The organism is Thermus sp. KWY1 (genome assembly GCF_057547025.1).
Window position 1 is genome coordinate 55782 of the sequence record NZ_BAAJPG010000029.1, and the last position, 12572, is coordinate 68353.

Consider the following 12572-nt stretch of genomic DNA (forward strand, 5'->3'; position numbering starts at 1 on the left):
GGGGCCCATGCTGTATGGACTCATGGCCTACTTTGACTCGGCGGAAAGGCTTTTAGAGGCCTTAAGGGTGCTCAAGGGAAGGGGATACCGCCACCTCGAGGCCCTCACCCCAAACCCCGTGGAAGGGATCGAGGAGGTCCTGGGGGGGGATGGGCGCATTCCCTGGATCGCCTTCGGCCTGGGGGTTTTGGGGGTGGGCCTGGGGCTTTTCCTCCAGATCTACACCACCCTGGACTATCCCCACAACGCCGGGGGCAAGCCCCTTTTGGGCTGGCCCGCCTTCATCCCCGTGACCTTTGAGCTCACCATCCTCACCATCACCGTGGGAATTTTCCTCTTCCTCCTGTACATGAACGGCCTTCCCTTAGCTGCCCATCCTGCGGTGAAGGCCAAGGAGTACGTGCGGGTCCTTTTGGACGAGTACGGGGTCTTCGTCTACGCTACGGACCCCCGGTTCGACCTGGAGAGCACCAAGGCCCTGCTTCGGGAACTGGGGGCGGAGGTGGAGGAGGTGCGGCGTGACTAGGTGGCTTCTTCTCCTGCTCCCCCTCCTTTCCGCCTGCGGCTGGATGTGGGACCAGCCCAAGGTGAAGCCGTTTCGGGAAGCACCCCTCCAGGTCCAGGTAGCCCCGGAACGGGTGCGCTTCGGGGAGAACCTGAACCTGGAGGTACGCACCGGGCTCAAGCCTGAGGGGGGGTTTGCCGACAACCCCTACGCCTTCACGGACGGGGAGCTTGTGCGGGGCAAGGTCCTCTACCGCTCCTTCTGCGCCATCTGCCACGGGCTGAACGGGGAAGGGGATGGGAGGGTGATTCCCTTGGGGATGCCCAAGCCCCGCTCCTTGCTGGACCCGGGGGTGAAAGCCATGCCCGAGGGCTACTTCTACTTTGCGGCCACCAACGGCTTTGGCCGCATGCTCTCCTACAAAAGCCGCATCCCGGAGAGGGAGCGCTGGCTCATCGCCCGTTACATCAAGCGGTGCCTGCAGGAGGAGGCCTGCCCTCTGGAGGTGATCAATGCAGAGGTCTATTGAGGCAAGCCGTTCGGGTTTCTTGTTCCTGGGCCTGGTTCTGTACGCTTTAGCCTTTCTCTTTGGGGCTCCGGCCGCCTACTTTCCCTTTGCCTTCTTCCTCCTCCTTTCCTTGGGGGCGCTTCTGGTGCTCCTCCTGCACAACGCCTTAAGGAGCCGCTGGGGCGTGCCCCTGGAGCCTTACCTTTACCCCCTGGCCCGCCTCCTTCCCCTTATGGGGCTTTTGGGCCTGCCCTTTTTCCTCTTCCTGCCGGAGCTTTTCCCCTGGGCCCGGCCCGGGGCCGCGTTGGACCCCATTCTGGCCCACCGCTCAGGATACCTGAACGCTCCTTTCATGCTCCTTCGCTACGTCCTCTTCTTCACCCTCTTTTCCTGGATCCTCTTGAAGCTGAAACCTGGGGAGCACCGGGCGGAGGTGGGGGCCTGGGGGTTGCCCTTGGCCTTTGCTGCCGCCACCTTCCTCACCTATGACCTCTTCATGGCCCTCGAGGCCCATTTCTACTCCGCCTCCTTTGGGGCCATCCTCCTTCTTTCTGCAGCGGTTTTAGCCCTGGCTGTGGCCGTGGCCCTGGCGGCCCGCAAGGGAACGCCCGCCCTCATGGGCCAGGCCCAGAACCACACCAACCTCCTTCTCGCCCTTTCCATCATCTGGATCTACGTGGAGGCCACCACCCTGATCATCATCTGGGGAGGGGACCTGCCCCATGAGGTGGAGTTCTACCTGAAGCGCCTGGAAGGCCCTTGGGGCACGGTGGCCGCCTTATGGGCGGTGGGGGGATTCTTCCTGCCCTTCCTTTACCTCCTCACCAACCTGCCCAAGCGGGAGGCCCGGTATCTCCTGCCCGTGGCCCTTTGGATTCCCCTCTTCCGCCTTCTGCACCTGGCCTGGTACGTGCTCCCCGCCCTGGGGCGGGGGGTGGGGATCGGGGAGGTGATGGGCTTCCTGGGCCTTGGCCTCTTCTTCCTCCAGCGCCTGCGGAACTCCTCCTGAGGATGCTCTAAGCCAGGGATGGCCCCGCCCGTGAGGGCGGGGCATTTGCACCTACCTTCACAAAGAGGATGGGTGCATCCTGGACTTAGGGGTACACGGTAAGGGTACCCGGGAGGTGGAAGATGGCGACGAAGGTTCTGGTTCTGGGAGGCGGCTCGGGTGGCCTGGTGGCGGCCAACAAGGTGAAGAAGCTCCTGGGGAGGGAGGTGGAGGTGACCCTGGTGGACAAGAACGCCTACCACGAGTTCATGCCCGCCTATCCCTGGGTGGCCTTCGGTATGCGGGAGCCCGAGCAGGTGCGTAGGCCCCTGGCCAACCTGGAAAAACGGGGCATCACCTACCTTCAGGCCACGGTGGAGGCCTTAGACCCCGCCAACAACCGGGTGAAGACCAGCGCCGGGGAGCTTTCCTACGACTACCTGATCGTTTCCCTGGGAGCCGAGGCGTTGCCTTCCCCCGCCCAGGACAGCTACGCTCCCTGGAGCCTCGAGGGAGCCTTGAAGCTGAGGGAGGCCCTCAAGAACTTCAAGGGGGGCCGGGTGGTGGTGGGGGTTTCCTCCCCCTACTACCCCTGCCCGCCTGCGCCCTACGAGGTGGCGGGGCAGGTGGAGTTCGCCCTCAAGGTCAAGGGGATCCGGGATAAGAGCACGGTGGAGGTCTTCCACCTAAACCCCCTGCCCCTGGCGGGCATGGGCCCGGTGATCTCGGGGAAGGTCATGGAGATCCTCCGCTCCAAGGGCATCACCTTCCACGGGGAGTTTGAACCCGTTTCCTTTGAAGAGGGCAAGGTCAGGGCCAAGGACGGGCGGGAGCTGGCCTACGACCTCCTCATCCTCACGCCTCCTTTCGCCCCCAACCGGGTGGTGCGGGAATCCCCCCTGGCGGGGCCCCAGGGCTTCCCCGAGGTGAACAAGATGACCTTCCGCTCCACCAGGTTCGCCAACGTCTTCGTCATCGGGGACACGGTGAACCCTTCCCTCATGCTGCCCCCCGCCGGGGTGGTGGCCCACTTCCAGGGGGAGTACGTGGCCGGGGTCATCGCCTCCGACCTCAAGGGAGCCTATATCGGCGAGCCCTTCAACCCCGTGGCCATGTGCATTATGGACTTCGGGGATAACGCCCTTCTGCCCCAGTGCTCCTTTGAAAGGATTCTGGCGGGCACGGGGATGCCCTCCTGCGGCGTGATGGCCGTGGGCAAGTGGGTGCGGGTGACCAAGATGCTCTTTGAGGGCTTCTGGTTCGCCACCTTGATCGAGTAGGAGGGGCCATGGAGAAGACGCTTACGGTGGAAGAAAGGCTGGCCCGTATAGAGGAGGTCCTGGAAAAGAGCGGGCTAGGCCTCCTGGCCCAGGTGGGGGCCGGGGAGACCCTGGCGGAGAACCTGGGTCTCCTCATGGAGCCCAAGAACCTCCAGATGGTTTCCCTGCTGGCCCGCTTCCTGGATCAGGCGGAGGCCTTGGAGAAGCTGGCGGATACCCTGGAGAAGTTGGAAAAGTCCGGGGCCTTAGCCTTCCTGGGCCACCTCTCTGAGAACTTCGGGGAGGGCTTGGGGATGCTCATGGAGCCCCAGGTGCTCAGGCTTTTCTCCCACGGGGCCAATGTTCTGGACATCCTTTCCCGGATAGAGCCGGCTGCCATCGGCATGATGGCCTCGGCCCTGCAACGGGGCCTGGGGGAGACCTTTACCCCCGAGGTGATGCGGGATCCACCCCGGGTGGGCTTGGCGGGGATCCTGAAACAGCTTTCCGACCCCGAGGTGCAGAAGGCCCTGGGGGTGCTTTTCCTCCTTCTCAAGGCCCTGGGCAAGGCCTTCGGACACCTGAACGAGGACATGAAGGCCCTAGAGGCCCTCATGGCCAAGATGATGCCCAAGAAGTAGCGGCTTAGAGAGTCTTCAAGACCCCGTTGCGGCAAGGGCCGCAACGGGGTTTACGCCATGGTCACCCGGTCCCGGCCCGTTTCCTTGGCCCTGAGGAGGGCGTAGTCGGCCTTGAGGACCCAGTCCTCCAGCTGGGCCTCGCTTTCCGGAACCTCCCCCCCGGCGATGCCGGCGGAGAGGGTGAGGGGATAGGGGATGGGATCCACCCTTTGGTGGCGGAAGCGGTAGCGGATGCGCTCCACCACCTCCTTGGCCGCAAGGCGGTCGGCCCCGTAGAGGAAGAGGAGGAACTCCTCCCCCCCGTAGCGCACCGCCAGGTCCTCGCGGCGCACGCTGGCCTGGAGGATGCGGCCCAGGAGCTTTAGGACCTCGTCGCCCACCGGGTGGCCGTAGGTGTCGTTCACCCGCTTGAAGCGGTCGATGTCCAGCATGACCACGCTGATGGGGGCCTGGTAGCGCCGGGCCAGGGCCAGGAGCTTGGGGAGCTCCGCCTCGAGGCCCCTGCGGTTCAAAAGCCCGGTGAGGGGATCCGTGAGGGCCAGGGTGCCCCACTCCACCTGGCGCAGGACTTGCTTGATGCGCTCCCCCAGGAGGGAGAGGAAGCCGGGGGGCACGGATTCCTCCAAAGGACTTTGCAGGTAGAGGTAGGCGGTGTCCCCGTTTAAGGGGATGGCCAGGGAATGGGGGGTGCGCTCCCCCACCAGGCCCCGCCTTCCCCTCACCTCCAGGCCCACGGCCTGGGGCAGAAGGTGGCGGGTGGCCTCGAGGGCTCCCACCAGCACAGCCTCAGGGCTCAGGGTCTGGGTTACCCGGGGGGAGAGGCGGGCGAGCTCTTCCAGAAAGCGGGTCCAGCGTAGCCTCTTCTCCTCCGTACGGCGCCACTCCAGGTGGTTGGCGTAAAGGAGTCCCAGGCCCCCCACCAGCCCTCCATAAAGAGCGATGATCCGCACTCCCCAGGGGGTGGGGTCGTTCAACAGGAGAACCGGCATCAGGAAAAGCCCTCCCAGGGCCAGGGCCTGTCCCGGGAAGGAGGCTTTTCCCGATGCTTCCTCCATCACCCCAAGGGCCAGGAGGAAGTAGCCCAAGGTCCAGAGGAGGTGGACAGGGTGGCCGGTGGGGTAGGTTCCCTCCGCCTCCAGGAAGGCGTAGGCCATGTCCGCCACCAGGAAGAGGAGAAGCCCCACTCCCCAGAGGCCCCGCCCCCCCAGAAGGCGTTCCCGGAACAGGGGCTCCAGCCTGGGCAGAAGAAGGAGAAGGAGGAGGGCATCCCACACGGTGTAGATCCGGTCTATGCCCAGTTCGGGTTTCAAAGCAGAAGCGAGGCCCAGAAGAGCCAGGGGCACCAGGAGGAGGCTTAGGCGGGGCTTCTCCCCCGGGATCTTGAGAAGAGCCCAGGTTAAGGCGGCATAGCCCACCAGGTAGGGGAACTCCAGGTACAGGCCCCGGGGTAGGCTCTTCAGATCCTCCAGGGTCCAGGCCAGGTCCCCTAGGCCCAGGAAGAGAAGCCCGAGGCCCCAGGGTTCCTGCCGTTGCCTAAGAAGGAAAACCCCCCCTCCCAGGGCCACCAGGGGGGTGAGGAAGCGCTCGCTCCAGGGGGCGGTGGGGGGGAATAGGCCAAGGAATAAAAGGAGGGCGAGAAGCCCTAACCCATAGGCGACCACGGCCACAGTTTAGCCCAAGGCTGGTTCGGGCGGGTGCGCTTTGGCCAGGGCCTCGAGGGCTTCCCTAAGCGCCTCTATCCCTTTCAGGAACTCCTCCACCTCTATGTGCTCGTGAGGGGTGTGATCCAGGGTGGAGTCCCCGGGGCCGTAGGCCACCATGGGTACCTTCCAGTGGGGGGCCAGGACGTTCATGTCGCTGGTCCCGGTCTTCAGCTTGAAGACGGGTTTTCCCCCAGCCTTGCGGATCCCTTGCCTTAGGGCCCGGGTGAGGGGGGTGTCCTTGGGACCCAGGTAGGGCACCTCCCGGCCGAAGAACTCCAGCTCTATGGTGGGGGGGGCGTAGGCGGTGAGGTGGCGGATGGCCTCCTCCGGGGGGAGTCTCGGGGGAAGGCGCAGGTCAAAGAACATCTCGGCCACCTGCTTGAGCTCTGCGGGCTGGATGCGGAAATCCCTTAGGATGTACTGCACCTGGTCAAAGGCCTTTTGCCCCACGTTCATGGCCTCCGCCCAAGCCTTGATGGCCACGAAGTAGCTGATGAGCTCCTCGGCGGCATTAGGCTCGTGGTGGGCGGAGTGGAAGTTGTCCTTTTCCCGCCTGGCCTTCACCAGAAGCCTTCCCTTGTACCCCAGGGTGATGCCTTCCCAGCCCGAGGGCTCCCCGATGATGACGTAGTGGGGCTTGAGCCTTGGGGCCACGAAGCGGGCTCCCTTGGAACTGGGGGCCTCCTCCTCCGTGGCCCCCACCAGGTGAACGGTAAGGTGTTTCCTTGCTTCCTCGGAAAGCCCGGCGGCGGCGAAGATCATGGTTACGAAGGGGCCCTTGGCGTCCACCGCTCCCCGGCCGAAGAGCTTGTTGCCCTCCAGGCGCACCGGCACCACCCCGGGCACGGTGTCGATGTGCCCCAGGAGGACCACCTGGATGGGGCCATGGCCCACCTGGCCCCGGGCGTTGTCCGCCTCGTCCACGAAGGCCTTGAGGCCTAGCCTTTCCATTCCCTCCGCCAGGTACTCCGCCACCAGGCGCTCCTGCCCTGAAGGGGAGGGGATCTCCAGGGCCCCTTTGAGGAACTCAACGGGGTCCAAGGCGCTTGCGCTCATACTCCTCCTTGCTCCATCCCACGTCCCGGAGGATCCCTAGAAGCGTTCCCGGGCGAAGGAGTTCTCCTGCGTGTACCGGCACCGTGGTGGCTCGGCCGTCTGGGTGTTTAAGGCGCACGTGGCTCCCCCTCACGCGCACCACCTGGAAGCCTTCTTCCTGTAGGAGGCGGACCAGCTCCTTCCCGGCGATGGGGGTTAGGCAGGGGCTCACGCGGCTTCGATCTCCAGATCGCCGGAAAACCCCAGCACGGAAACCTCTTCTTCCGTGTCCAAGGAAACGGCTATGGCCTCCTGCAAGCGTTCAAGCAACTCTGCGAAGCTCCTGGCCTGGGTATGGGCCCGAAGCTCCGGGACATGGGCCACCAGGTAGCCTTCCTCGTCCCGTTCCACTTCTATGTGGTAGCGTTGCCTCATCCTGTTAGGTTAGCACAGCCCGCACCGCCTCCACCACCCGCTCCAGATCCGCCTTTTCGATGACCAAAGGGGGAAGGAAGCGGATCACCGTGGGGCCCGCTTGCAGGGTCAGCACCCGGTGCTCCTTTTCCAGGCGCTCGATGTAGGGGGCAGCCTTTTCCTTGAGCTCGAGGCCCACCATGAGCCCAAGTCCCCGCACCTCGCGGATCTTGGGAGAGGGGATCTCCCTTAGCTTTTCCATGAACCAGGGCCCGAGTTCGGCGGCCCTCTCCCATAGCCGGGTGCGCTCCAGATAGCGCAGGGCGGCTACCCCGGCGGCCATGGCCAAGGGATTGCCCCCGAAGGTGGTGCCGTGGCCCCCCTTGGGCATGCTTTTCGCTATCTCCTCCCGCATCACCGCTACCCCGATGGGCACCCCGCCCCCAAGGGCCTTGGCCAGGGTGAGGATGTCGGGTACCACCCCGTAGTGCTCAAAGGCGAAGCGCCTTCCCGTGCGTCCCATGCCGGTCTGGATCTCGTCCAGGATCAGCAGGGCTCCTTTTTCCCGGGTAACCTCCCGGGCGGCCTCCAGAAACTCCCGGGTGGCGGGGCGCACCCCTCCTTCCCCCTGCACGGGCTCGAGGATCACCGCCGCGGTTTCCTCGTCCACCGCCTTCCTCAGGGCCTCCACATCGTTAAAGGGGATGAACTCCACGGGGCCCAAGAGGGGCATGAAGGGTTCCCGGTACTTGGGCTCCCAGGTGACGGAGAGGCTTCCCAGGGTGCGCCCGGAGAAGCCCCGCATGGCGGCCACCAGCTTCCGCCTCTTGGTGTGGGCCCAGGCGAACTTGATGGCGGCCTCGTTGGCCTCGGTGCCGGAGTTGGTGGGGAAGACCCGGTTGAGCTCGGGGGGAAGGAGGCTTACCAGGGTGCGGTAGAACTCCCCCCGCGTGGGGGTGGGTAGGGTCTGGGGCATGGAGAGGAGGGTTTCCGCCTGCTTCTTGATGGCCTCCACCACCTCGGGGTTGGCATGGCCCAGGTTGGCTACCCCATAGCCCCCCACGCAGTCGATGTACTCGTGGCCCTCGGCATCCCAGACCCGAGCCCCCTGCCCCCGTACCAAAAGGAGGTCGTGCTTGGTGTAGACGCCGGTGTCCAGGCTCTTTTCCGCTTCCAGAAGGGTCCGCCAGTCCACATTTACCCCGTTTACCCCAACCATCCTCACCTCCAAAAGAAAAGCCCCCGGGCGGGCCCGGGAAGCCAGGCTTCCCAGGCCCCATCAGGTTTTGCCCCGGGCGGCCATCTCCCCTTCAGGGTAGGGGGGCGGGACCACCTTGTCAACGGATAGACTGGGGAGGTGCTGGCCTATGTGGGCTTGGGTTCCAACCTGGGGGACCGGGCGGGCTACCTTTTGCAGGCCCTTTCCCTTCTTTCCCGGCTTCCTGAAACCCGGTTTTTGCGCCTTTCCCCCGTGTACGAAACCGAGCCCGTGGGCCCACCCCAGCCCCCCTACCTGAACCTGGTGGCGGAGGTGGACACGGGGCTTTCCCCACGGGCTTTCCTGGAGGGCCTCCTAGGGATAGAGCAAAGCCTTGGGCGGGAGCGGAAGGAGCGCTGGGGGCCGAGGACCATAGACCTGGACCTCCTGCTTTACGGGGATTTAGTCCTAAAAGAAGAGGGCCTCGAGGTGCCCCATCCCAGGCTCCACCAGCGGGCCTTCGTCCTGGTGCCCCTGGCCGACCTCGTCCCGGAGGGGCGCCACCCGGTGCTCGGGCGCACCTTTGCCGAGCTCCTCGCCCCCCTGGACCGAAAGGGGGTGCGCCCCTTTGTGCTATAGTGGGGGCATCGCGGATCCTAGCCGCGCAAAGGGAGAAGGAAAGTGGAGCTAGAAGCTGGAAGCGTTGTAGAGGGCCGTGTGGTGCGGGTTACGGATTTTGGCGCCTTTGTGGAGCTCCCGGGGGGCGAGCAGGGCCTGGTGCACATCTCCCAGATTGCCCACGAGTTCGTGAGGAACGTGCGGGACTTCCTCAACGAGGGGGACATCGTCCAGGTGATGGTGAAGGGCCGGGACGCCAAGGGGCGTCTGGACCTTTCCATCAAGGACCTCACCCCCGCCCCGGAAGGGGCTCCGCCCCCCAGGCCCAGGCGCCTGCCCAAGCAGTCCCCCGAGTTTGAGAACAAGCTCAAAAGCTTCCTCCGGGGCACTGGGGGCTTTGGCGGCAAGGGAGGCAAGAAGGGCGGCAAGAAAAAGCGTTAACCCCAAAGGGTTCCCCCCGGGGGTGTATGCCCCCGGGGTTTTGCTTTAAAGTGATGGGGTATGGCGAAGCCCATAGAGGTTACCGACGCCAACTTTGATCAGACCTTAAGCGGACACCCCCTGGTCCTGGTGGACTTCTGGGCGGAGTGGTGCGCTCCCTGCCGCATGATCGCTCCCATCCTGGAGGAGCTGGCCAGGGAGTACGAGGGGAAGCTTATCGTGGCCAAGCTGGATGTGGACGAAAACCCCAAGACGGCCATGCGCTTCAGGGTCATGAGCATCCCCACGGTGATCCTCTTCAAAAACGGCCAGCCGGTGGAGGTCCTGGTGGGGGCCCAGCCCAAGCGCAACTTTGAGGCCAAAATCCAGAAGCACCTCCCTGCCAGCGCATGAGCATTAGGATCGCCCTGGACGCCATGGGGGGGGACCGGGCCCCCGGGGTTACGGTCCAGGGAGCCTTCCTGGCTGCCAAGGAAGGGGTGGAGGTCCTTTTGGTGGGGGAGGAGGCCCGCCTGCGGGCCGAGCTTGCCCGCCTGGGGGCTTCCTTGCCCATCCATCATGCTCCGGACTGGATCCCCATGGAAGAGCATGCCACCGAGGTGAGGAAGCGCCGGGAAAGCTCCATCATGGTGGCCATGGACCTTCTGAAGCGGGGCGAGGTCCAGGCGGTGGTGTCCATGGGCCACACCGGGGCCACCATGGCCGCAGCCCTCTTTACCCTGGGGCGGGTCAAGGGGGTGGAAAGGCCCGCCCTTTTGGTGGAGTTCCCCAGCCAAAGGGGACGCACCTTCCTCCTGGACGGGGGGGCCAACGCCGACTGCCGCCCTTCCTTCTTGGTGCAGTTCGCCGCCATGGGCCTGGCCTACGCCGAGGCCAGCGGCCTTAAGGACCCCAAGGTGGGCCTTCTTTCCATCGGCGAGGAGGAGGGGAAGGGCAACGCCCTGGTGCTGGAAACCTACCCCCTCCTGAAGGATGCCCTGGGAGAGCGGTTTTTCGGCAACGTGGAGGGGCGGGACGTCTTCTTGGGCACCGCGGAGGTGGTGGTCACCGACGGCTTTACCGGGAATGTGGTCCTGAAGCTGGCGGAGGGGGAGGCCAAGGTCCTCCTCGGCTGGATCAAGGAAGCCCTCACCTCGAGTCCCTTGGCCCGGCTGGGAGCCCTCCTGGCCCGGGGGGCCTTGCGGAAGGTGAAGGAGAAGGTGGATCCTTCCCAGTATGGGGCCATGCCCCTTTTGGGGGTGGAGGGAGCGGTCTTCATCGGCCACGGTTCCGCCGACGCGTTGGCGGTGAAAAACGCCCTTCTTCGGGCCAGGAGCCTGGTGGCGGCAGGGCTTTTGGACCGGGTGCGGGCGGGTCTTTCCGCCCTACACGTCTAGGATCACCTGGGCCTTCCATGCTCCGTTTTCCCGGCTCACCTGCAGGCCGTGGAAGGTGGCGCTTTTCACCTCTCCCTGGAAGCCAAAGCTCTCCTGGAAGGGCTCACCCCAGAGGGTGGCGGTGAGGCGGTAGCCCCCAGCTTCCTTTTGCACCCGTACCCGTGCCTTCCCGGGCACGAAGCCCTTGGTCTGGATCAGGTAGATGAGCTCGTTGAGGAAGCGGACCAGGAGGGTTTCCAGGTCCTCTGCCTCCAGGGAAAGGCGCCTGCGCCGGCTTCCCCCTTCTGGGGGAAAGAGGAACATCACCTGGAGAAGCCCTTTCAGGGCGGCCTGGAAGAGGCCCTCGAGGCTTTCCGCCTCCAGGAGGAACCCCACGTCGGCGGTGTGGTCCAGGGGCTTCACCACCATGGCCCCTCCTGGGTGCCCTCCGTTCCGGGGAGGTGGAAGGTTTCCATCCAGAGCCTCTCCGGATACCTTTCCATGAAATCCAGCAGGGACAGGGCCTGGGTCCGGTGCTGGGCCAGGGCCTTGAGCTTTCGGGCCAGGGCCCATTCGGGTAGGTGTAGGCGGTGGGTGACGGGCCAGGGGCCTTCGGGCCGCACGAAGTACACCACCTGGGCCAGGCCCTCCGCCGCCCTGGCGGCGTAGCGGCTTGTGGCCACGTGGTCGGGGTGGCCGTTGATGCCGTCTGGGGGAAAGGTGAGGACATAGCGGGGCCTTTGGGCAAGAAGCCTTTCCCGGATGGCCGCTTCCGCCTCGGGGTGGTCGAGGAGGCCTTTCCCGGAGGCCAGGCCGCGGGGTCCCTCCGCCGCCTCTTTGGGGCCCCTGTACTCCAGGTGAACCGCCTGGGGTAGGGCGTTGGGGAAGGAGAGGACCTCGAGGAAGTCCACCTCCAGGATCTCCGCCGCCCGCTCAAGCTCTTGGGTCCGCACCCTGGGCAGTTCCTCAGGGGGGCAAAGCCCCAGGGTTCTTCCCGCCTCCCCTCGGGTGAGGGTGAGGATGCCCGTCCTGAGCCCGGCCCTTTTGGCAAGGAGGAGCGCCCCACCGGCACCAAAGGTTTCGTCGTCGGGATGGGGGACCACCACCAAGAGGTCCAGCATGCCCCCATCTTGACAGAAATGCCCCTGCCTGGTACATTCAATGTTGCGCCGGTTGGACCGGCGGGGGATCTTGAAAGCGCAGGAATAGGGCAACGCACGAAACCAAACGCCTTCGGGCGTTAATTTTATTGGAGAGTTTGATCCTGGCTCAGGGTGAACGCTGGCGGCGTGCCTAAGACATGCAAGTCGAGCGGGGCAGGTTTATACCTGTCCAGCGGCGGACGGGTGAGTAACGCGTGGGTGACCTACCCGGAAGAGGCGGACAACCTGGGGAAACCCAGGCTAATCCGCCATGTGGTCCTGTCCTGTGGGGCAGGACTAAAGGGTGAATAGCCCGCTTCCGGATGGGCCCGCGTCCCATCAGCTAGTTGGTGGGGTAAAGGCCCACCAAGGCGACGACGGGTAGCCGGTCTGAGAGGATGGCCGGCCACAGGGGCACTGAGACACGGGCCCCACTCCTACGGGAGGCAGCAGTTAGGAATCTTCCGCAATGGACGGAAGTCTGACGGAGCGACGCCGCTTGGAGGAGGAAGCCCTTCGGGGTGTAAACTCCTGAACTGGGGACGAAAGCCCCGGATAGGGGGATGACGGTACCCAGGTAATAGCGCCGGCCAACTCCGTGCCAGCAGCCGCGGTAATACGGAGGGCGCGAGCGTTACCCGGATTTACTGGGCGTAAAGGGCGTGTAGGCGGCCTGGGGCGTCCCATGTGAAAGGCCACGGCTCAACCGTGGAGGAGCGTGGGATACGCTCAGGCTAGAGGGTGGGAGAGGGTGGTGGAATTCCC

16 protein-coding genes and 1 rRNA gene are annotated in these 12572 nt (G+C 65.0%); 10 read left to right on the forward strand and 7 right to left on the reverse strand.

Annotated elements, in window-relative coordinates; all coding sequences use genetic code 11:
- Nucleotides 1-7 precede the first annotated feature (7 nt).
- From AC27GT_RS09025 to AC27GT_RS09045, 5 genes are all read left to right on the forward strand, one after another.
- Nucleotides 8-526 carry a DUF3341 domain-containing protein gene (locus AC27GT_RS09025; protein WP_038031035.1) on the forward strand — a complete coding sequence of 173 codons (519 nt, stop codon included), beginning with the start codon at nucleotides 8-10 and terminating at the stop codon, nucleotides 524-526.
- Nucleotides 519-1034 carry a c-type cytochrome gene (locus AC27GT_RS09030; protein WP_487224001.1) on the forward strand — a complete coding sequence of 172 codons (516 nt, stop codon included), beginning with the start codon at nucleotides 519-521 and terminating at the stop codon, nucleotides 1032-1034. Before AC27GT_RS09025 ends, AC27GT_RS09030 begins: the two co-directional genes overlap by 8 nt.
- On the forward strand, nucleotides 1018-2022 hold the full coding sequence (locus AC27GT_RS09035; protein ID WP_487224002.1) for a hypothetical protein: 1005 nt from the start codon (nucleotides 1018-1020) through the stop codon (nucleotides 2020-2022). The genes AC27GT_RS09030 and AC27GT_RS09035 overlap by 17 nt, the downstream gene beginning before the upstream one ends.
- A 122-nt stretch (nucleotides 2023-2144) precedes the next feature.
- Entirely contained in the window at nucleotides 2145-3281 is a 1137-nt protein-coding gene (locus tag AC27GT_RS09040) for an NAD(P)/FAD-dependent oxidoreductase (RefSeq protein WP_487224003.1), read from the forward strand.
- Between the two features lie 8 nt (nucleotides 3282-3289).
- Nucleotides 3290-3901 carry a helical membrane plugin domain-containing protein gene (locus tag AC27GT_RS09045; RefSeq protein ID WP_279164810.1) on the forward strand — a complete coding sequence of 204 codons (612 nt, stop codon included), beginning with the start codon at nucleotides 3290-3292 and terminating at the stop codon, nucleotides 3899-3901.
- Nucleotides 3902-3951: 50 nt separating this feature from the next.
- Here the strand turns inward: AC27GT_RS09045 and AC27GT_RS09050 are convergent, their stop codons facing one another.
- Genes AC27GT_RS09050 through lysJ form a run of 5 tightly spaced genes read right to left on the reverse strand, consistent with a single transcriptional unit; the run spans nucleotide 3952 to nucleotide 8272 of the window.
- Nucleotides 3952-5568 carry a GGDEF domain-containing protein gene (locus AC27GT_RS09050; RefSeq protein WP_015716273.1) on the reverse strand — a complete coding sequence of 539 codons (1617 nt, stop codon included), beginning with the start codon at nucleotides 5566-5568 and terminating at the stop codon, nucleotides 3952-3954.
- Between the two features lie 3 nt (nucleotides 5569-5571).
- On the reverse strand, nucleotides 5572-6660 hold the full coding sequence (locus AC27GT_RS09055) for a [LysW]-lysine hydrolase (protein ID WP_015716274.1): 1089 nt from the start codon (nucleotides 6658-6660) through the stop codon (nucleotides 5572-5574).
- Nucleotides 6632-6871 carry a type II toxin-antitoxin system HicA family toxin gene (locus tag AC27GT_RS09060; RefSeq protein ID WP_015716275.1) on the reverse strand — a complete coding sequence of 80 codons (240 nt, stop codon included), beginning with the start codon at nucleotides 6869-6871 and terminating at the stop codon, nucleotides 6632-6634. Before AC27GT_RS09060 ends, AC27GT_RS09055 begins: the two co-directional genes overlap by 29 nt.
- Entirely contained in the window at nucleotides 6868-7074 is a 207-nt protein-coding gene (locus tag AC27GT_RS09065; RefSeq protein ID WP_015716276.1) for a type II toxin-antitoxin system HicB family antitoxin, read from the reverse strand. Before AC27GT_RS09065 ends, AC27GT_RS09060 begins: the two co-directional genes overlap by 4 nt.
- A gap of 4 nt (nucleotides 7075-7078) precedes the next feature.
- Nucleotides 7079-8272: a [LysW]-aminoadipate semialdehyde transaminase LysJ gene (gene lysJ, locus AC27GT_RS09070; RefSeq protein ID WP_015716277.1), complete on the reverse strand. Its 1194-nt coding sequence runs from the start codon at nucleotides 8270-8272 to the stop codon at nucleotides 7079-7081.
- Between the two features lie 138 nt (nucleotides 8273-8410).
- Between lysJ and folK the strand changes: the two genes are divergently transcribed.
- Genes folK through plsX form a run of 4 tightly spaced genes read left to right on the forward strand, consistent with a single transcriptional unit; the run spans nucleotide 8411 to nucleotide 10686 of the window.
- Nucleotides 8411-8890: a 2-amino-4-hydroxy-6-hydroxymethyldihydropteridine diphosphokinase gene (folK, locus tag AC27GT_RS09075; protein WP_015716278.1), complete on the forward strand. Its 480-nt coding sequence runs from the start codon at nucleotides 8411-8413 to the stop codon at nucleotides 8888-8890.
- A gap of 42 nt (nucleotides 8891-8932) precedes the next feature.
- On the forward strand, nucleotides 8933-9310 hold the full coding sequence (locus AC27GT_RS09080; RefSeq protein ID WP_015716279.1) for an RNA-binding protein S1: 378 nt from the start codon (nucleotides 8933-8935) through the stop codon (nucleotides 9308-9310).
- A 60-nt stretch (nucleotides 9311-9370) separates the two neighbouring features.
- A complete protein-coding gene (gene trxA, locus AC27GT_RS09085) occupies nucleotides 9371-9703 on the forward strand; it encodes a thioredoxin (RefSeq protein WP_015716280.1) in 333 nt (110 codons plus the stop codon).
- Between the two features lie 2 nt (nucleotides 9704-9705).
- Nucleotides 9706-10686 carry a phosphate acyltransferase PlsX gene (gene plsX / locus AC27GT_RS09090; protein ID WP_148228677.1) on the forward strand — a complete coding sequence of 327 codons (981 nt, stop codon included), beginning with the start codon at nucleotides 9706-9708 and terminating at the stop codon, nucleotides 10684-10686.
- Here plsX and AC27GT_RS09095 read toward each other — a convergent pair.
- Nucleotides 10675-11094 carry an archease gene (locus tag AC27GT_RS09095; RefSeq protein WP_015716282.1) on the reverse strand — a complete coding sequence of 140 codons (420 nt, stop codon included), beginning with the start codon at nucleotides 11092-11094 and terminating at the stop codon, nucleotides 10675-10677. The two genes, plsX and AC27GT_RS09095, sit on opposite strands and share 12 nt — an antisense overlap.
- On the reverse strand, nucleotides 11085-11786 hold the full coding sequence (locus AC27GT_RS09100) for a PIG-L deacetylase family protein (protein ID WP_015716283.1): 702 nt from the start codon (nucleotides 11784-11786) through the stop codon (nucleotides 11085-11087). The genes AC27GT_RS09095 and AC27GT_RS09100 overlap by 10 nt, the downstream gene beginning before the upstream one ends.
- A gap of 125 nt (nucleotides 11787-11911) precedes the next feature.
- On the opposite strand from AC27GT_RS09100, the gene AC27GT_RS09105 reads away from it, so the two are divergent.
- A 16S ribosomal RNA gene (locus tag AC27GT_RS09105) occupies nucleotides 11912-12572 on the forward strand; the annotation flags it as partial.

Bases quoted from the DNA above. Each gene is read 5' to 3' on its own strand.
- AC27GT_RS09095 (WP_015716282.1), bottom strand. From the start codon at position 11,094: ATGGTGGTGAAGCCCCTGGACCACACCGCCGACGTGGGGTTCCTCCTG.
- AC27GT_RS09035 (WP_487224002.1), top strand. From the start codon at position 1,018: ATGCAGAGGTCTATTGAGGCAAGCCGTTCGGGTTTCTTGTTCCTGGGC.
- AC27GT_RS09065 (WP_015716276.1), bottom strand. From the start codon at position 7,074: ATGAGGCAACGCTACCACATAGAAGTGGAACGGGACGAGGAAGGCTAC.
- trxA (WP_015716280.1), top strand. From the start codon at position 9,371: ATGGCGAAGCCCATAGAGGTTACCGACGCCAACTTTGATCAGACCTTA.
- lysJ (WP_015716277.1), bottom strand. From the start codon at position 8,272: ATGGTTGGGGTAAACGGGGTAAATGTGGACTGGCGGACCCTTCTGGAA.
- AC27GT_RS09040 (WP_487224003.1), top strand. From the start codon at position 2,145: ATGGCGACGAAGGTTCTGGTTCTGGGAGGCGGCTCGGGTGGCCTGGTG.
- AC27GT_RS09025 (WP_038031035.1), top strand. From the start codon at position 8: ATGCTGTATGGACTCATGGCCTACTTTGACTCGGCGGAAAGGCTTTTA.
- AC27GT_RS09100 (WP_015716283.1), bottom strand. From the start codon at position 11,786: ATGCTGGACCTCTTGGTGGTGGTCCCCCATCCCGACGACGAAACCTTT.
- AC27GT_RS09045 (WP_279164810.1), top strand. From the start codon at position 3,290: ATGGAGAAGACGCTTACGGTGGAAGAAAGGCTGGCCCGTATAGAGGAG.
- AC27GT_RS09055 (WP_015716274.1), bottom strand. From the start codon at position 6,660: ATGAGCGCAAGCGCCTTGGACCCCGTTGAGTTCCTCAAAGGGGCCCTG.